Raw genomic sequence first — 16,937 nt, 5'->3', positions numbered from 1 at the left:
AGCGACACCCTCTCCAACCCCGAGGTGCGGGCGGTGGAGAAGGAGATGGAGCCGAAGCTGGCCACGCACCGCGACAAGATCCTGCAGAACGAAAAGCTCTTCCGGCGCATCGAGGCGGTCTACGAGGCGCGCGACACCGCGCACCTGACGCCCGAGCAGAAGCGGCTGGCCTGGCTGCGCTGGAACGGCTTCGTGCGCGCCGGCGCCAAGCTCTCGCCAGCGGCCAAGGCCCGCGTGGCGGAGATCAACAAGGAGCTGGCCGGGCTGTTCACCACCTTCAACCAGAACCTGCTGGCCGACGAGACGGACTACGTCCTCTACCTCGACGCGGGTGACCTCGCCGGCCTGCCGCACGACGTACGCGAAGCCGCCGCCCAGGCCGCCAAGGAGCGTGGCAAGGCGAGCCAGTACGCGATCCTCAACACCCGCTCCTCGATGGACCCGTTCCTGACCTATTCCGACCGCCGCGACCTGCGCGAGAAGGTCTGGCGCACCTTCTACGCCCGCGGCGACAACGGCGACGCCCACGACAACAATGCCGGCATCAAGCAGATCCTCAAGCTCCGGGCCGAGCGCGCCAAGCTGCGCGGCTATCCCACCCACGCCCACTGGCGGCTCGACGACGCCATGGCCAAGACGCCCGAGCACGCCATGGACCTGATGATGCGGGTCTGGCCGTCGGCCGTCGCCCGCGTCCACCAGGAGGTGGCCGAGATGCAGGCGGTCGCCGACAGAGAAGGCGCGAAGGTCAAGATCGCGCCCTGGGACTACCGCTACTACGCCGAGAAGGTGCGGGCCGAGCGCTACGCCCTCGATATGAACGACGTGAAGCCGTACCTGCAGCTGGAGAAGCTGCGCGAGGGCATGCACTGGGCCGCGGGCCAGCTCTACGGCTTCGAGTTTGCGCCCGTCTCCGACGTGCCGGTGCAGCATCCCGACGTCCGCGTCTGGAAGGTGACGCGCGGCGGCCAACTGGTCGGCCTCTGGTACTTCGACCCCTATGCGCGGACCGGCAAGCGCTCGGGCGCCTGGATGAACGCCTACCGCGCGCAGGAAACCTTCGACGGCAAGATCACCACCATCGTCTCCAACAACGCCAACTTCGTGAAGGGCGCGCCCGGGCAGCCGGTGCTGGTCTCTTGGGACGATGGCATCACCATGTTCCACGAGTTCGGCCACGCCTTGCACGGCCTGAACTCGGAGGTGACCTATCCGTCGCTGTCGGGCACGCGGGTGCCACGCGATTACGTCGAGTTCCCCTCGCAGCTCAACGAGAACTGGCTGCCGACGCCGGAGGTGCTCAACCGCTTCGCCGTGCACTACCAGACCGGCAAGCCGATCCCGGCCGAACTGGTCGCCAAGATCAACAAGGCCCACACCTTCCGTGAAGGCTTCAACGTCACCGAGTACCTGTCCTCGGCCCTGATCGACATGAAGCTGCACCTGGCCGGCGACGCCGACATCGACCCGCGCGCATTCGAGAAGGACGAGCTCGCCAAGCTCGGCATGCCGGCCGAGCTGCCGATGCGCCACCGCACCCCGCAGTTCCAGCACATCTTCGCCTCCGACGGCTATTCGGCGGGCTACTACTCCTACCTGTGGTCCGAGGTGCTGGACCACGACGCCTTCGAGGCCTTCACCGAAAAGGGCGGCCCCTACGACAAGGCCGTCGCCAGGAGCCTGCACGAGAACATCATGAAGGTCGGCAACACCGTCGACCCCGCCCTCCAGTACCGCGCCTTCCGCGGCCGCGACCCGGATGTGAAGGCCTATTTGCGGGACAAGGGATTTCCTACCTAGGGTAGAACAATCCCTTAACTCTCGTGTCCGACTCTGCCGCGTTCAAGCTTGGGCCGGGGGGTTCGGATATGTTTGGAAGGTTTTGCGCCGCCGTCGCGGCGTTGGTGTTGACCGCTGGATCGGCCGCAGCCGATCCGGCGCAATTGACGCCGGAACAGCAGGCCGAGCTGCAGAAGCTCACGATTCTGCGCGACAGCCTCAAGCCGGTGCATGGCGCGGTCCAGCTTCCCGGCGCCAAGGCGGCGCTGCAGCTTGGCTCCGGCTACTACTTCCTGAACGCCGACGATGCGAAGAAGGTGATCACTCAGGGATGGGGCAATCCGCCGGATGCCGCCGATGGCGTGCTCGGCATCGTCTTCCCGGAAGGCAAGAGCTTCATCGACAGCTCCTGGGGCGCGGTGGTGACCTACAACCCGACGCTCTACGTCAGCGACAAGGACGCCAAGACCGCGGACTACAACAAGCTCCTGAGCGACATGCAGGCCGGCGAGGCGGACGACAACGCTCAGCGCCAAAAGACCGGATTCGCCGCCAGACACCTCGTCGGATGGGCGCAGCCACCGCAATACGAAGCCTCGCGGCACGACCTCATCTGGGCGCGGGAACTGCAGTTCGGCGACGAGGCGGAGCACACCCTCAACTACGATGTCCGCCACCTCGGCCGATATGGGGTGCTGAGCCTGAACATGGTCGCCACCATGTCCGACCTGCCGAACGTCAAGCCGGCCGCCGAAACGCTCGCCCGGATCGCGGAGTTCGAGCCCGGCGCGCGCTATGCCGACTACAAGGACGGCGACAAGACTGCGGGCTACGGCCTGGCCGGCCTGGTGGCCGCGGGCGCCGGGCTGCTGGTCGCCAAGAAGCTCGGATTGCTCGCCGTGCTGCTGGTCTTCGCAAAGAAGGGCATCGTGCTGATCCTTGCAGCCGTTGGTGGCGGTTGGGCGTGGATCAGGCGCCGCTTCAGCAAGCCGGCCCCCGCCTTGCCCGCCGTCGAGCCGGTCGAAGAGCAGGTCACCGAGCCGGCGGACACCTAGGCGAACCGCAAGTCAGCCGGGTCAATCGAAGAGCGACGGCTGCGGCGCGGAGGTGGGCTTCGCCTTCGATGGCGCGGGCTGCACGAAGGCCGCGCCCTCGATGGTGAGGAGCTTGAGCTTGGTGTTCACCCCGCCGCGCGCGGAGAAGCCGCCGGGCTTGCCGTTCGCCGCGGTCACCCGGTGGCAGGGGACGACGATCGGCCAGGGGTTCTTGCCAAGCGCCGCGCCGACGTCGCGGGCCAGCAGCTTGTCGCCGAGCTTCGTGGCGATCTCGCCGTAGGTCAGGGTCTCGCCGGGCGGGATGGCGCGGGCGATCTCGTAGACCCGGGCGTTGAATTCGGGGACCCGGGCGATGTCGAGCGGGGCGTCGGAAAGGTCGGCTTTCTCGCCGCGCATCAGCGCCTGGATGCCGGCGATGGTGGGGGCGAGGGATTCCGGGGCGGGCGCCTCGACGGCTCCGGGGAAACGCCGCTCGAAGCTGCGCCGCGAGGTGTCCGGCTCACGCTCGGGCAGGTGCACGCCCACGAGGCATTTGTCGTTCCAGGCGAGCCCCGCCCAGCCGATCTCGGTTTCGAAGAGGGTGTAATGGGTCATGGGGTGAATATAGGCCCGTTCATCGCGGCCCGCTGGCGGCTTTCGGACATCGATCACATCTCCTCGCCCCCCGCGAAGCGGAGAGGGAGAGGATAAGGGAGAGGGTGGCGCGGCGGTGGGCGGACCGCAGGCGGCGATGCCGTGGCCTGTGCGTTCCTGACCCACCCGGAGCGCGGGCGGAAAATCCTCCACCGCCCTCTCCTTTATCCTCTCCCTCTCGAGCTTCGCTCGGGGAGAGGGGAGTTGCGGCAAACCCCGGCTTAAATCTCATGGCGGCCATGTTTGCCTGCCGGTCCAGGCGTCTCAAGGCGCGGCCGCAGGCCGCCCGCGGAGCGGCGCGCCGAAGAGCGCGGCCTTGACACGCCTGGACCGGCAGGCTCGCATCTGACCATGAGGTTTAAGGGCGGGTGGCATCTGATGATGCGTCCTGAGAGAAGCAATGAAACGCAGCTATCCGCTGACGGCGCATCAAATTGAATTGCTCGCTGAGAAAGCGAAAAGGGCCGGCGCGAACCTGGAGTCACTATGGAAAGTCCACGACGCCCGGAACGCCGAAATCATGTCGCAATGGGCAAAGGTCGCACCCGGTGCTGACGCGGCTGTTCTAGAGGTGACGATACGAGCATCTGGTCAACCACGCCGGAGATTGCTCCGGAGGCTGCAGTACGGCTGGCGGCGCGGTGAGCGAGGTTGGATACAATATCGGGCATCACATCCATTCGAATGGCTGACCTATCACACCGTCGAAGCGGCGGTGCTTGCTCTGGCATCCGATACAGAGCTCGTGACTTGGCGTTTGGTCGGCGAACCGATCGAATGGTCTGACCCTGCCCCCCTTCCTTGACCCACACCCCCTCTTAGGCGCATAAGCGCGCCCTTCCGGCGCCAACCTCGGTCAGCGCCCTCCACCGTCACGACCCCCATTCTTATATGGGACGAGGACGGCGAGGCCCCCCGTCGACGCAATCGTCCACGGGGGTCGACCGCGTTTGGGCTTTAGGAGTTTGGATTGTTTGACGCACTGACAGATCGGCTCTCCAGCGTCTTCGACCGCCTCGGCGGCAAGGGCGTGTTGTCGGAGAAGGACGTCGACGAGGCCCTGCGCGAGGTCCGTGTGGCTCTGCTCGAGGCCGACGTCGCCTTGCCGGTGGTCCGCGACTTCATCGCCAAGGCCAAGGAACAGGCGACCGGCGAGGCGGTGATCCGCTCGGTGCGGCCCGCCGACCAGGTGGTCAAGATCACCTACGACGGCCTGGTCGAGATGCTGGGCGGCGAGGGCGAGCCGGTGGGCCTGAACCTCTCGCTGAACCCGCCGACCGTGATCCTGATGGCCGGCCTGCAGGGCTCCGGCAAGACCACCACCGCGGCCAAGCTGGCCTTACGTCTCGGCAAGGAGCGCAAGAAGGTCCTGCTGGCCTCGCTCGACACGCGACGCCCCGCCGCGATGGAGCAGCTGGCGACGCTGGCCGTGCAGGCCGGCGTCGAGAGCCTGCCGATCGTCGCCGGCCAGGCCGCGCCGGACATCGCGCGCCGGGCGCTGTCGTCGGCCAAGCTGCAGGGCTACGACGTCGTCATCCTCGACACCGCCGGGCGCACCACGCTCGACGAGGCGATGATGAGCGAGGCCGCCGAGATCGCGCGCATCGCCAATCCCTCAGAGACCCTGCTGGTCGCCGACGCGCTGACCGGCCAGGACGCGGTTCGCACCGCCAAGGCCTTCCACGAACGCCTGCCGCTGACCGGCCTCATTCTCACCCGCGCCGACGGCGACGGGCGCGGCGGGGCGGCGCTCTCCATGCGCGCGGTCACCGGCCTGCCGATCAAGTTCCTGGGCGTCTCGGAGAAGATCGACGGCCTGGAAGCCTTCGACGCCGCCCGCGTGGCCGGCCGCATCCTGGGCCAGGGCGACATCGTGGCCCTGGTCGAGAAGGCCACCGAGGAGCTCGACGTCGCCAAGGCCGAGGCCATGGCCAAGCGGCTCGCCAAGGGCCAGTTCGACCTCGACATGATGGCCGAGCAGCTTCAGCAGATGAAGCGGATGGGCGGCATGGAAGGCCTGATGGGCATGCTGCCCGGGGTCCAGAAGATCAAGAAGCAGATCGCCGAGGCCAACATCTCCGACAAGATGGTCGACCGCCAGGCGGCGATCATCGGCTCCATGACCAAGCTGGAGCGCAAGAAGCCCGACGTCCTGGCCGCGTCCCGCAAGCGCCGCATCGCCGCCGGCGCCGGCGTCGACGTGGCCGAGGTCAACCGGCTGCTGAAGCAGCACCGCCAGATGGCCGACGCCTTCAAGATGATGAGCAAGGGCGGCGGCCGCGGCTTCGCCCAGATGGCCCAGATGCTGGGCGGCGGCGGGGGTGGAATGGGCGGCGGCGTGGACCGCCTGAAGAGCCTCGGCGGCGGCAAGATGCAGATGCCCAGCGAGCAAGAGATCGAAGAGATGGCCGCCAAGCTGCAGCAGGGCGGCGGCCCGAAATTACCTGGCCCCCTTTCCGGCTTGGGGGGCGGCGGCCTGCCCCCCGGCTTCAACCCCTTCAAGAAATAGCTGAGTTCAAAAGGACCACCCGATGCTGAAGATCCGTCTCGCCCGTGGCGGCGCCAAGAAGCGCCCCTACTACTCGATCGTCGTCGCCGACAGCCACTCGCCCCGCGACGGCCGCTTCATCGAGAAGGTGGGCAGCTACAACCCGCTCTTGAAGAAGGACGACCCGAACCGCGTCGTCCTGAAGGTCGAGCGCATCCAGGAATGGATCGGCAAGGGCGCCCAGCCCACCGACCGCGTGGCCCGCGAGCTCGGCAAGCTGGACCTCGTGAAGTGGGAACACGGCAACAACCCGAACAAGGGCCAGCCGGGAACCAAGGCCAAGGAACGCGCCGGCGAACGCGCCCAGCGCGAGGCCGACCGCGCCGCCGCCATCGAGGAAGCCAAGAACAACCCGCCGCCGGCGCCTGAGCCCGAGCCGGTCGTGGAAGAAGCCCCCGCCGCTGAGGCTGTGGCTGAAGAAGCGCCCGCTGTTGAAGAAGCGCCGGCCGCTGAAGCCGCTGCCGAAGAACCTGCCGCAGAAGCCGCGCCTGCGGAAGAAGCCGCGGCCGAGCCCGCCGCCGAAGAAGCCGCTGTTGAGCCCGCCGCCGAAGCCGCCGCCGTCGAAGCCGGCGACGAAAAGGCCGAAGGCTAGGAACTGCGCCAGGTCTCCTTCTCCCCTTGTGGGAGAAGGTGGCCCGCGCAGCGGGTCGGATGAGGGGTCTCGCAGAACTCTCGGATGGGCGGACAGGTGGTTCGCGGTGGATGGCTGTGCGCGACCCCTCATCCGTCGGCTTTCGCCCGACACCTTCTCCCACAGGGGGAGAAGGACACGATGAACGCTGACCTGATCCTGGTTGGCCGCGTAGCGGGCGCCTTCGGCGTCCGCGGCGAGGTGCGCATCGCCAGCTTCACGGCCGAGCCGCTGGCGCTGGTGGACTACAAGACCCTGTTGCGTGAGGACGGCTCGCCGGCCCTCACGCTGACGGGCGGCCGGGTCGCCAAGGGCGGCGTCGTCGCCCGCGCCCGGGAGATCGAGACCCGCGACCAGGCCGAGGCCGCCCGAGGCCTGCGGCTCTACATCCCACGCGCCGTCCTGCCCGCGCCGGAGGATGAGGACGAGTTCTACGTCGCCGACCTGGTGGGTCTATCGGTGGTGAGCCCGCAGGGCGAGCCCCTGGGCCGTGTCCGCTCCGTCCGCGACTTCGGCGCCGGCGACCTGCTGGAGATCGAGCCCCCCGCCGGCGAAAGCTGGTGGCTGCCCTTCACCCGCGAGGCCGTGCCGGAAGTGTCGATCGCCGAGCGCCGGATCGTGGCGGTGAAGCCGGAAGAGACGGAATAGCCCAGCTAAGTTCCTCCCCTTCGGGGGAGGTGGCGCGAAGCGCCGGAGGGGGTCCGCTCAGATCGTGGATGACCCCCTCAGTCAGCTTCGCTGACAGCTCCCCCAGCGGGGGAGCAACTGTCTCAGGCCTTCGGCTTCCGCATCCGCATCAGGCCTTCCTGCGCCACACTCGCCACCAGCGTCCCGTCCGCGGCGAAGATCGAGCCGCGGATGAAGCCGCGCCCGCCGGACGCGCTGGGGCTGTCCTGCGCGTAGAGATGCCAGTCGTTGAAGTTGATCGGCTTGTGGAACCACATGGCGTGGTCGAGGCTGGCCGACTGGAAGCCCGGCGTCTGCCAGTGCACCCGGTGCGGCCGCATGGCGGTCGAAAGCAGGTTCATGTCGGACGCGTAGGCCAGGATCACCTGGTGCATGTGCTGGTCGGGCCCGATGGGCTCGCGGGCGCGCATCCAGCTCTGGCTCTGCGGGTCCTTCGGGCCGCCCGCCTGGAAGTAGCTGCGCGCGTCGACCGAGCGCATCTCGATGGGCCGGGGCCGCGACAGCCAGCGCTTGGCCTCCTCCGGCGCGTCCTTCATCGCCGCCTTCTGCAGCTCGGCTTCGTCGGGCAGGTCGGCCCAGCTCTTGGCGGCCGGCATCGGCGCCTGGTGCTCGTAGCCTTCCTCGAGCGCCATGAACGAGGCGGCGAGGTTGAAGATCTGCTGGCCGTGCTGGATGGCGATCACCCGCCGGGTTGTGAAGCTGCCGCCGTCGCGGGAGCGGTCCACCTCGAAGACGATCGGCACGGTCGGGTCGCCCGGGCGGATGAAGTAGCAGTGCAGCGAATGGCAGATGCGGTCCTCGACCGTCTCATACGCCGCCAGCAGCGACTGGCCGATCACCTGGCCGCCGAAGATCCGCCCCGGCGAGTTGTCCGCCGTGGTCCCGCGGAAGAGGTTCACTTCGATCCGTTCCAGTTGGAGCGTCTCGGTCAGGTTCTCGGTTTCCATGAGGCGCCGCTTACGATGGGACCGGCGGCCCAGCAAGGCTTGACGGCGCAGCCGGTCGCGGCCCTTTGAAGCGCCATGCCGTTCGACGCCACCGTGCTGACCATGTTCCCCGAGGCCTTCCCCGGCCCGCTGGGCGTCTCGCTGATCGGGACCGCCTGGCGCGAGCAGGGGCTCTGGACCTTGCAAACGGTGGACATTCGGGACTTTTCCAAGGATAAGCGCGGCTTCCTCGACGACACCCCCGCGGGTGGCGGTCCTGGACAGGTGATGCGGGCGGACGTCATCGCCTCTGCGCTTGACAGCGTGGAGCGGCGGGGGCGGCCGCTTTTATACATGAGCGCTAGGGGCCGGCCCCTGACCCAGGCGCGCGTACGAGAGTGGGCCGACGGCCCGGGACTGATCGTCCTGTGCGGTCGGTTCGAGGGGGTGGATCAACGGGTCATCGAGGCTCGCGGGTTCGAGGAGGTCGCCGTGGGCGATGCGGTCCTGGCCGGTGGCGAGGCCGCCGCGCTGGTGGCGATCGAGGCGTGCGTCCGTCTGGTCCCGGGAGTTTTGGGACAAGCCGGGAGCTTGAGTGAAGAAAGCTTCGAGGACGGGCTCCTCGAGCATCCGCAGTACACGAGGCCGCGGACGTTCGAAGGGCTCGATATCCCCGAGGTCCTGCTTAGCGGCCACCACGCCGAAATCGGCAAGTGGCGGCGGGCTGAGCGGGAGAGAACTACGCGGGAGCGGCGGCCGGACTTGTGGGCGCGGCATCCCGCCAATCAACAGGCAAAGGGCGATTAAGCCCAGTAAGGACGAAGACCATGAACGTGATCGAGACCCTCGAGAAGGAAGAGGCCGACCGCCTTCTCGCAATCCGCAAGATCCCCGAGTTCCAGCCCGGCGACACTGTGCGCGTGAACGTGAAGATCAAGGAAGGCGAGCGCGAGCGCGTCCAGGCCTATGAGGGCGTCTGCATCGCCCGCGGCGGCCAGGGCATCAACGAGAGCTTCACCGTCCGCAAGATCAGCTTCGGCGAAGGCGTCGAGCGGCTGTTTCCGGTGATGAGCCCGATGATCGAGTCCATCGAGGTCAAGCGCCGCGGCGTCGTGCGCCGCGCCAAGCTCTATTACCTGCGCGACCGCCGCGGGAAGTCGGCCCGGATCGCCGAACGCTCCATGCAGGCGCGCACCGAAGGGGCGCCCGAGACGTCGGAAACCTGACCCAAACGCCAGTTGCTCCCCCGATGGGGGAGCTGTCAGCGAAGCTGACTGAGGGGGTCCTCTAGGATCTGAGCGGACCCCTCCGGCGCTTCGCGCCACCTCCCCCGACGGGGGAGGAATCGAGCTGCTAGGCTCCCTGCGGGAATCGCGGCAGGCCATCGTGGATCGTCACCCACGCGAGCTTCTCGCTGACCCAGATCTGCGCCTCCGGGACCAGCGACCCGGGATCGTCCAGCGTCGCGAGCGCCACCCCAAGCCGGGCGGGCGGGTCCTTGGGCTCGGCGAAGACCGGCGTCCCGCAGCGGGCGCAGGACAGGCGGTCGACCCGCTCCGAAGTCGGCCAGCGCGTGGTCTCGCCCGCGCGCTCGATATGGTCGGCCAGGAACACCGCGCGGGCGAAGAACGGGCCGCCGGTGGCCCGCTGGCAGTTGCGGCAATGGCAGACGCGGACGTTGGCGGGCTCGGCCGTCGCCCGCCACCGGACCTGACCGCAAAGGCAGCCGCCAGCGTAAGGTGCGCTCACCCGTCCCGGCCCTCCCGGATATAGCCCGTCACGCCCTCGACGAGGTGGTCGAACATCAGGCGCATCCGGCGGCTGGCCCGCAGGTTCTCGTGCATGACGATCCAGACCCCCAGGTTGAAGACCACCACATTGGCCATCACCCGCACCAGGCCGTTGCGGCGCGCGATAGTCGGCTGGCAGACGCCGATGCCAAAACCGGCGCGCATGACCGCCAGCTGGGCAAGGTCGCTGTCCGACCGGAAGTCGAAGGTTTCGCGGCTGACCGGGACATTCATCCCCGCCAGGTCCTTTATGCTGCGGGCCGGCCCGTCGAAGCCGATGATGGTGTGGTCCTCGAGCTCGGCCATGCTGCCGGGCCGGCCATACCGTTCGAGGTATTCGGGCGTGGCGTAGAACCCCAGCTGCACCTCGCCCACCTTCTTGGCGACCAGCGCGCTCTGGGTCGGCGGCGCCATGCGCACGGCAATGTCCGCCTCGCGGCGCGAGAGGTCGTCAACGATGTTGGACATCATCAGCTCGATGATGATGCCGGGATGCTGGCGCCGGAAGTCTGTCAGGATCGGCGGCAGGACCTCGGCGCCGACCATCTCGCTGGCGGTGATGCGGATCGAGCCGGTCAGGGAATCCGCCGCGCCGGAGGCGTCGCGCACGGCGGCGGAGGCGGCCGCGGCCATGTCGTGCAGGTGGGGCTTCAGCTCCAGCGCCAGGTCCGTGGGCTGCAGGCCGCGCGGGCTGCGCAGGAAGAGCGGCGAGCCGAGACGCTGCTCCAGGGTCTCGATGTGGCGACCCAGCGTCGGCTGGGTGAGGCCGCGCAACCGGGCGGCGGCCGACAGGGTGCCAGCCTCCAGCACCGCGTGCAGGCTTTGGAAGAGGTCCCAGTCGTTCGGTCCAGGCATGCGCATATGTATAGCCGATCTCGGAAATTCGGCAATTCTGTTGAGCCTCCTGAAGCGGCATCTCTTGCGCGAAGCCAAAGGAGGCAAGCCGATGTCGAACAAGAAGGATGCACTGGTGATCGGGGCGACGGGCGGGGTCGGCGGGGCGGTGGCGGAACGCCTGCTGGCCGGCGGCTGGCGGGTGCGGGCGCTGCACCGCGATCCGGAGACGGCGCGGCGGACGTCCGGCCGCCAGGGCCTGGAATGGGTCAAGGGCGACGCCATGGTCGAGGCCGACGTCGTGGCGGCCGCCCAGGGCGTGAGCCTGGTGATGCACGGCGCCAATCCGCCGGCCTACCGCAACTGGGCGGGGCTGCAGCTGCCGATGCTCTCGGCCAGCATTGCCGCGGCCAAGGCCGCCGGCGCGCGGCTGGTCTTCCCGGGCACGGTCTACAACTTCGGGCCCGACGCCTTCCCTAAGCTGACCGAGGGCTCGCCCCAGCATCCGGTCACCCGCAAGGGCGCGATCCGCGTGCAGATGGAGCAGGCCCTCGCGCAGGCCGCGGAGGATGGCGTCCGCGTGCTGATCGTTCGCGCCGGCGACTTCTTCGGCCCCAGGCCCGGCAACAACTGGCTGTCGCAGGGCCTGCTGAAGCCCGGCCGGGCGCTCGCCGCAGTCAGCTATCCGGGGCCGCTGTCCGTGCCGCATTGCTGGGCCTATCTGCCGGACGTGGCCGAGACCATGGTCCGGCTGGTGGAGGACGAGACGAACCTCGGCGCGTTCGAGGTCCTCCACATGCGGGGACAGACCCTGACCGGCCAGGAGCTGATCGCGGCGCTGGAAGCCGTCGCCGGCCGCAAGCTAGCGGTCAGCCGCCTGCCCTGGCTCGCCATCCGCGCCATGGCCCCGTTCAACGAGACGTTCCGCGAGATGTTGGAGATGCGCTACCTCTGGGAGACGCCGGTGCTGCTCGACAACACGAGGCTCGTAGCCCGCCTCGGCGTCGAACCCCACACCCCCATCGAGGAGGCGCTGAGGCTCGCTCTGGCGGGCCTGAACGCCCTGCCGCGGGAGGCGACCCGGCTCGCCGCCTGACCTGCGGGCAAAACATTGCGGGGATCGGCGTAAATCTGCGGCGCCGCAGCACTAGACGTGCGCGGGGTGGCGGACCTACATGCGGTCCATGCCCGGCAAGACACTCTACGACAAGATTTGGGACGGACACGTCGTCCCCCGAAGCAACAATGGGGAACAGGACGGCGAGGCGATCCTCTACATCGACCTGCACCTGATCCACGAGGTGACCACGCCGCAGGCCTTCGCGGGCCTCAGGGCCGCCAAGCGGCCCGTGCGCCGGCCTGACCGCACGCTCGCCGTCGCCGATCACAATGTGCCGACCGAGGGCCAGGCGCTGGGCGTGGCCGCCGTCGCCGACGAGGAGGCCCGGCTGCAGCTCCAGACCCTGGAGCGCAACGTCAAGGACTACGGGATCGAGTTCTTCCCGATGGGCGACGTGAGGAACGGCATCGTCCACGTGGTCGGCCCCGAGCAGGGCCGCACCCAGCCCGGCATGACCATCGTCTGCGGGGACAGCCACACCTCGACCCACGGCGCCTTCGGGGCCCTGGCCCACGGCATCGGCACCTCGGAAGTCGAGCACGTGCTGGCCACCCAGACCCTGCGTCAGAAGAAATCGAAGAACTTCCGCGTCAACATCGAGGGGGCGCCCATCCCTGGCGTCGGCGCCAAGGACTATGCGCTGGCGGTGATCGGCGAGATCGGGACGGCGGGGGGCGCCGGCTACGTCATCGAATACGCCGGCTCGGCGATCCGCGCGCTGTCGATGGAAGGGCGCATGACGCTCTGCAACCTGACCATCGAGGCCGGCGCGCGGGCCGGCCTGATCGCGCCCGACGAGACCACCTTCGACTACCTGCGCGGCCGCCCCGCCGCACCCAAGGCCGGCGCCTGGGAGATGGCCCAGCCCTACTGGCGGAGCTTCTTCTCCGACTCCGACGCCCACTTCGACCGCGAGATCACCATCGACGCGGCCAAGATCGCGCCGCTGGTCACCTGGGGCACCAGCCCGGAGGACGTGATCGCCGTCACCGACCGGGTGCCGGACCCGGCGAGCTTCGCCAGCCCCGGCAAGCGCGCCTCGGCTGAACGCGCGCTGGAATACATGGGCCTCGCAGCCGGCCAGCCGATCTCGGAGGCCAAGGTCGACGTGGTGTTCATCGGCTCGTGCACCAACAGCCGCATCGAGGACCTGCGCGCCGCCGCCCAGATCGTGGAGGGCCGCAAGGTCGCCGACCACGTCCGCGCAATGGTCGTCCCGGGCTCAGGCTTGGTGCGCGCCCAGGCTGAGGACGAGGGCCTGGACGAGGTGTTCCTGGCCGCCGGCTTCGAATGGCGCGAGCCCGGCTGCTCCATGTGCCTGGCCATGAACCCCGACAAGGTCCCGCCCGGCCAGCGCTGCGCGTCCACCTCCAACCGCAACTTCGAGGGCCGCCAGGGCCGCGCCGGCCGCACCCACCTGATGAGCCCGGTCATGGCCGCCGCCGCCGCCATCGCCGGCCACATCGCCGACGTGCGCGACTTCCTGTGATCACCGCCATCGATCACGTCGCGCTCGCCGTCCGCGACCTCGATCCGGTGGTCGACGGGTATCGCAAGATGCTGGGCCGCGAGCCCAACTGGATCGGCGGCGACGGCGGCGCGCGGCACGCCTGGTTCCAGTTCCCCAACATGGCGCTCGACATCATTACCCCGCACGGCGAGGGCGCGTTCGGCGAGCGCATGCGCGCCCACCTCGACGCCAAGGGCGAGGGCGTCTGGGCCGTCGCCTTCACGGCCGAGGACCTCGAAGGCGCGCAGAAGCTGATGGCCCGGCGCGGCCTTCGCATGACCGAGCCCGCGCTGACCCGCTCGACCCACGACGATGGCCGCAAGCGCTACTGGCTGGGCTCCAACCCGCACCCCGACGACACCGCCGGCCTGCAGGTCCTGCTGATCGCCCCGCCGCGCGACGGCACACCCTGGCCGCTCTCGGAGCCCACCGGCGACGGCGCGGTGGAAAAGCTCGACCATGTGGTGATCCGCACGCCGAACCCGGATCGGGCGCTGGCGATCTATGGCGCCAAGCTCGGCCTCGACCTGCGCCTCGACCGCAGCAACGAGAGCTGGGGCGCGCGGCAACTGTTCTTCAAGGCTGGCGACGCGGTCGTCGAATTTGGCGCGAGCCTGAAGGGCCCGCCCTCCGACGACCCAGACACTTTCGGCGGCCTCGCCTGGCGGGTGACCGACCCTGAAGCCGCCCAGGCCCGCATGGCCGCCGCCGGCTTCGATGTCTCCGAGGTCCGCACCGGCCGAAAGCCGGGCACCCGCGTCTTCACCGTCCGCGACGCCCCAGCCGGCGTGCCGACCCTCATCCTCAGCGCCGAACCGGCTCCGGAGCCTGCCTAATGGAAGCCTTCACCCGCCTGGACGCCAAGGTCGCGCCGCTGCCGCTGGCCAACATCGACACCGACCAGATCATCCCCAAGCAGTTCCTGAAGACCGTGGAGCGTGAGGGCCTAGCCAAGGGGCTGTTCTATGACCTGCGCTTCGACGGCGAGGGCAAGGCCAAGCCCGACTTCGTCCTGAACCGGCCGGAGTACAAGGGCGCCGGGGTGCTGGTGGCCGGCGACAACTTCGGCTGCGGCTCCTCGCGCGAGCACGCACCCTGGGCGCTGATGGACTTCGGGATCCGCTGCGTGGTCTCCACCAGCTTCGCCGACATCTTCTACAACAACTGCTTCCAGAACGGCCTGCTGCCCGTGGTGCTGAAGGGCGACGAGGTGCAGGCGCTGCTGGAGGAGGCCAAGGGCGGCAACCACCTGGTCACCGTCGACCTGGAGGCCCAGACCCTGGTCTCGCCGTCGGGCAGGACCTTCGCCTTCGAGATCGATCCGCAGCGCAAGGAGAAGATGCTGAAGGGCCTCGACGCCATCGGCGAGACCCTGCAGGCGGCCGGCGACATCGACCTCTATGAGATGAAGCAGGCGCTGGCGAAGCCCTGGCTGGAAGACGCATAGGGGCTGGAAGACGCATGACCCTGATCATCGCCGGCACGATGCGCGTGCCGCCGGAGAACCTTCCGGCACTGAAGCCGCACATGCGGGCCATGCTGACGGCCAGCCGCGCCGAGGACGGATGCATCACCTATTCCTACGGCGAGGACGTGGCCGAGCCCGGACTGATCCGGGTGTTCGAGGCCTGGCGCGACCAGGCGGCGATCGAGGCCCATTTCAAAGCCGCCCATATGGCGACCTGGCGGGCGGCTTGCGCGGAGCATGGCGTCTCCGACCGCAAGCTCTCCGCCTATGAGGTCGTCTCTGAACGGCCCCTCCAGGCCTCGACCGCCGCGGGCCGTTAGTTCGGTGTGGTGGTGGTGGTGGTTGGCGAAGTCGAGTCCGTTGACGGTGTGGCCGGTGTGGCTGGCGTGGCCGGTGTGGCGCGCGTCGCCGGTGTGGCTGGCGTGGCAGGTGTGCCCGCTGAGCCCGGGGTCGCCGGCGTGGCTCGCGTGGCCGGCGTGGCCGGCGTGGCTCGCGTCGCCGGTGTGGCTGGCGTGGCCCGCATGGACGACATGGACGACATTGAAGCGTGGCCCGCCCCCCCGCCGCCGCCCCTCTGGGCCGCCGCCGTGGTGGCGAGCGCAAGACCGCTGGCGAGCGTGATCACCGCTATCGTGGCGAATTTCATAAGCATTTCTCCGTTTACAGCCCGACCTCGCGGTCGAAGCAATCCGTGGTCCCCGCCGACCGGGCGCGACCCTTGCCCCCCTTTGAGGTGAAATCGCGGCGGGCGGCGGCAGCGCCGGGAACGCGACGGCGGGGCTTTCCGATCGCTGCGAGTTCGCCTAGGAGGTCGCCTCCGCCCACGCGCAACCTCGGGACCCGCCATGACCGACCTGCTGCTGCTGCCCGGCGACGGCATCGGGCCCGAAGTGACGGCGCAGGTCCGGCGGGTGGCCGGGAAGATCGCCCCGGACCTGACCCTCGACGAGCGCCCGTTCGGCGGCGCCAGCTTCGACCAGCACGGCTCGCCCCTGACCGACGAGACGCTGGCCGCCGCCAACTCCGCCCGCGCGGTGCTGATGGGCGCAGTCGGTGGGCCGAAGTGGAGGGACGCGCCCCGGGACAAGCGGCCGGAAGCCGGGCTGCTCGGCCTGCGCGCCGGCATGGGGGTGTTCGCCAACCTGCGGCCCGCGCTCTGCTTCCAGCCGCTGGCCGACGCCTCCAGCCTCAAGCGCGAGGTGGTCGAGGGCCTGGACTTCATGATCGTCCGCGAGCTGACCGGCGGCATCTACTTCGGCGAGCCCAGGTACATCGAGGACCTGCCGGGCGGTGGGCGGCGCGCCGTCGACACCCAGGTCTACACGACGGCCGAGATCGAGCGGGTGGCGCGCGTAGCCTTCGAACTCGCCCGCGGCCGGCGCAACAAGGTGACCAGCGCCGAGAAGTCCAACGTCATGGATTCCGGCCTGCTCTGGCGCGAAGTGGTCACCGACCTGCACAGGCGCGAGTTCGCCGACGTCACCCTGGAGCACATCCTGGCCGACAACGCCGCCATGCAGATCGTCAAGAACCCCAAGCAGTTCGACGTCCTGGTCACCGACAACCTGTTCGGCGACATCCTCTCGGACGCCGCCGCCCAGTTGACCGGCTCGCTCGGCATGCTGCCCTCGGCGGCGCTGGGCCTGCCCGGGACGCCGGGCCTCTACGAGCCGATCCACGGCTCGGCGCCGGACATCGCCGGCAAGGGCATCGCCAATCCGCTGGCCGCGATCCTGTCGTTCGAGATGGCCCTCCGCTGGTCCCTCGACCGCACGGATCTGGCCGACAAGCTCTTCGCGGCGGTGAATCGCGCGCTGCAGCACGGCGCCCGGACGCCAGACCTCGGCGGCAAGCTGACGACCGTCGAAATGGCCGATGCGGTGCTGGCCGAACTCTAAGAGCGCGTCTCCTGTCTTCCCCCGGTACGGGGGAAATGTCGCCAATGCCGCAGGCGGG

At 69.1% G+C, this 16,937-nt stretch carries 18 protein-coding genes; 14 read left to right on the top strand and 4 right to left on the bottom strand.

What is annotated here, in order from left to right; all coding sequences use genetic code 11:
• Both JWP28_RS04855 and JWP28_RS04850 read left to right on the top strand, forming a co-directional pair.
• Positions 1-1,800 (top strand): M3 family metallopeptidase (locus JWP28_RS04855; protein ID WP_299540595.1); only part of this gene is annotated, 1,800 nt, incomplete at its 5' end.
• Positions 1,801-1,907: 107 nt separating this feature from the next.
• Positions 1,908-2,834 (top strand): DUF2167 domain-containing protein, encoded by a 927-nt coding sequence (locus JWP28_RS04850; protein ID WP_299540592.1) that lies wholly within the window; start codon positions 1,908-1,910, stop codon positions 2,832-2,834.
• A gap of 21 nt (positions 2,835-2,855) precedes the next feature.
• Here JWP28_RS04850 and JWP28_RS04845 read toward each other — a convergent pair whose 3' ends face one another.
• Positions 2,856-3,428 carry a methylated-DNA--[protein]-cysteine S-methyltransferase gene (locus tag JWP28_RS04845; RefSeq protein WP_299540590.1) on the bottom strand — a complete coding sequence of 191 codons (573 nt, stop codon included), beginning with the start codon at positions 3,426-3,428 and terminating at the stop codon, positions 2,856-2,858.
• A 439-nt stretch (positions 3,429-3,867) separates the two neighbouring features.
• Between JWP28_RS04845 and JWP28_RS04840 the strand changes: the two genes are divergently transcribed.
• From JWP28_RS04840 to rimM, 4 genes are all read left to right on the top strand, one after another.
• Positions 3,868-4,272, top strand: coding sequence for a hypothetical protein (locus JWP28_RS04840; protein ID WP_299540588.1), 405 nt, complete (start codon positions 3,868-3,870; stop codon positions 4,270-4,272).
• 165 nt (positions 4,273-4,437) lie between these two features.
• Entirely contained in the window at positions 4,438-5,976 is a 1,539-nt protein-coding gene (gene ffh / locus JWP28_RS04835) for a signal recognition particle protein (RefSeq protein WP_299540585.1), read from the top strand.
• Positions 5,977-5,998: 22 nt separating this feature from the next.
• Positions 5,999-6,607, top strand: a complete 609-nt coding sequence (gene rpsP / locus JWP28_RS04830) for a 30S ribosomal protein S16 (RefSeq protein ID WP_299540582.1) — start codon at positions 5,999-6,001, stop codon at positions 6,605-6,607.
• 180 nt (positions 6,608-6,787) lie between these two features.
• Positions 6,788-7,294: a ribosome maturation factor RimM gene (gene rimM / locus JWP28_RS04825; protein WP_299540580.1), complete on the top strand. Its 507-nt coding sequence runs from the start codon at positions 6,788-6,790 to the stop codon at positions 7,292-7,294.
• A 122-nt stretch (positions 7,295-7,416) separates the two neighbouring features.
• Here the strand turns inward: rimM and JWP28_RS04820 are convergent, their stop codons facing one another.
• The gene (locus tag JWP28_RS04820) at positions 7,417-8,280 is read right to left on the bottom strand and encodes an acyl-CoA thioesterase II (RefSeq protein ID WP_299540577.1); all 864 of its coding nucleotides are present in this window, start codon (positions 8,278-8,280) and stop codon (positions 7,417-7,419) included.
• 75 nt (positions 8,281-8,355) lie between these two features.
• Here JWP28_RS04820 and trmD point away from each other — a divergent pair, with 75 nt between their 5' ends.
• Both trmD and rplS read left to right on the top strand, forming a co-directional pair.
• Positions 8,356-9,066, top strand: coding sequence for a tRNA (guanosine(37)-N1)-methyltransferase TrmD (gene trmD, locus JWP28_RS04815; protein WP_299540575.1), 711 nt, complete (start codon positions 8,356-8,358; stop codon positions 9,064-9,066).
• 20 nt (positions 9,067-9,086) lie between these two features.
• Positions 9,087-9,485: a 50S ribosomal protein L19 gene (rplS, locus tag JWP28_RS04810; protein WP_299540573.1), complete on the top strand. Its 399-nt coding sequence runs from the start codon at positions 9,087-9,089 to the stop codon at positions 9,483-9,485.
• Positions 9,486-9,612: 127 nt separating this feature from the next.
• Here the strand turns inward: rplS and JWP28_RS04805 are convergent, their stop codons facing one another.
• Positions 9,613-10,008, bottom strand: coding sequence for a GFA family protein (locus tag JWP28_RS04805; protein WP_299540571.1), 396 nt, complete (start codon positions 10,006-10,008; stop codon positions 9,613-9,615).
• Positions 10,005-10,910 carry a LysR family transcriptional regulator gene (locus JWP28_RS04800; protein WP_299540569.1) on the bottom strand — a complete coding sequence of 302 codons (906 nt, stop codon included), beginning with the start codon at positions 10,908-10,910 and terminating at the stop codon, positions 10,005-10,007. The genes JWP28_RS04805 and JWP28_RS04800 overlap by 4 nt, the downstream gene beginning before the upstream one ends.
• Before the next feature lie 85 nt (positions 10,911-10,995).
• Between JWP28_RS04800 and JWP28_RS04795 the strand changes: the two genes are divergently transcribed.
• From JWP28_RS04795 to leuB, 6 genes are all read left to right on the top strand, one after another.
• Positions 10,996-11,979 (top strand): NmrA family NAD(P)-binding protein, encoded by a 984-nt coding sequence (locus tag JWP28_RS04795; RefSeq protein WP_299540566.1) that lies wholly within the window; start codon positions 10,996-10,998, stop codon positions 11,977-11,979.
• A gap of 88 nt (positions 11,980-12,067) precedes the next feature.
• A complete protein-coding gene (leuC, locus tag JWP28_RS04790) occupies positions 12,068-13,492 on the top strand; it encodes a 3-isopropylmalate dehydratase large subunit (protein ID WP_299540596.1) in 1,425 nt (474 codons plus the stop codon).
• On the top strand, positions 13,489-14,349 hold the full coding sequence (locus tag JWP28_RS04785; protein ID WP_299540564.1) for a VOC family protein: 861 nt from the start codon (positions 13,489-13,491) through the stop codon (positions 14,347-14,349). Before leuC ends, JWP28_RS04785 begins: the two co-directional genes overlap by 4 nt.
• A complete protein-coding gene (gene leuD, locus JWP28_RS04780; RefSeq protein ID WP_299540562.1) occupies positions 14,349-14,960 on the top strand; it encodes a 3-isopropylmalate dehydratase small subunit in 612 nt (203 codons plus the stop codon). The genes JWP28_RS04785 and leuD overlap by 1 nt, the downstream gene beginning before the upstream one ends.
• A 14-nt stretch (positions 14,961-14,974) precedes the next feature.
• Entirely contained in the window at positions 14,975-15,301 is a 327-nt protein-coding gene (locus tag JWP28_RS04775) for a putative quinol monooxygenase (RefSeq protein ID WP_299540560.1), read from the top strand.
• Positions 15,302-15,826: 525 nt separating this feature from the next.
• Complete coding sequence (leuB, locus tag JWP28_RS04770; RefSeq protein WP_299540558.1) at positions 15,827-16,879, top strand: 3-isopropylmalate dehydrogenase; 1,053 nt, start codon at positions 15,827-15,829, stop codon at positions 16,877-16,879.
• The last annotated feature ends 58 nt before the right edge of the window (positions 16,880-16,937 follow it).

This window comes from Phenylobacterium sp., assembly GCF_028290885.1.
In the GTDB taxonomy this organism is placed as follows: domain Bacteria; phylum Pseudomonadota; class Alphaproteobacteria; order Caulobacterales; family Caulobacteraceae; genus Phenylobacterium.
The sequence above is the reverse complement of the archived record's forward strand: the minus strand, read 5'-3'. Positions and strand labels throughout refer to the sequence as shown.

Coding starts and splice junctions, on each gene's coding strand:
- JWP28_RS04845 (WP_299540590.1), bottom strand. CDS start 3,428: ATGACCCATTACACCCTCTTCGAAACCGAGATCGGCTGGGCGGGGCTC.
- JWP28_RS04840 (WP_299540588.1), top strand. CDS start 3,868: ATGAAACGCAGCTATCCGCTGACGGCGCATCAAATTGAATTGCTCGCT.
- rpsP (WP_299540582.1), top strand. CDS start 5,999: ATGCTGAAGATCCGTCTCGCCCGTGGCGGCGCCAAGAAGCGCCCCTAC.
- rimM (WP_299540580.1), top strand. CDS start 6,788: ATGAACGCTGACCTGATCCTGGTTGGCCGCGTAGCGGGCGCCTTCGGC.
- JWP28_RS04820 (WP_299540577.1), bottom strand. CDS start 8,280: ATGGAAACCGAGAACCTGACCGAGACGCTCCAACTGGAACGGATCGAA.
- trmD (WP_299540575.1), top strand. CDS start 8,356: ATGCCGTTCGACGCCACCGTGCTGACCATGTTCCCCGAGGCCTTCCCC.
- rplS (WP_299540573.1), top strand. CDS start 9,087: ATGAACGTGATCGAGACCCTCGAGAAGGAAGAGGCCGACCGCCTTCTC.
- JWP28_RS04800 (WP_299540569.1), bottom strand. CDS start 10,910: ATGCGCATGCCTGGACCGAACGACTGGGACCTCTTCCAAAGCCTGCAC.
- JWP28_RS04795 (WP_299540566.1), top strand. CDS start 10,996: ATGTCGAACAAGAAGGATGCACTGGTGATCGGGGCGACGGGCGGGGTC.
- leuC (WP_299540596.1), top strand. CDS start 12,068: ATGCCCGGCAAGACACTCTACGACAAGATTTGGGACGGACACGTCGTC.
- leuD (WP_299540562.1), top strand. CDS start 14,349: ATGGAAGCCTTCACCCGCCTGGACGCCAAGGTCGCGCCGCTGCCGCTG.
- JWP28_RS04775 (WP_299540560.1), top strand. CDS start 14,975: ATGACCCTGATCATCGCCGGCACGATGCGCGTGCCGCCGGAGAACCTT.
- leuB (WP_299540558.1), top strand. CDS start 15,827: ATGACCGACCTGCTGCTGCTGCCCGGCGACGGCATCGGGCCCGAAGTG.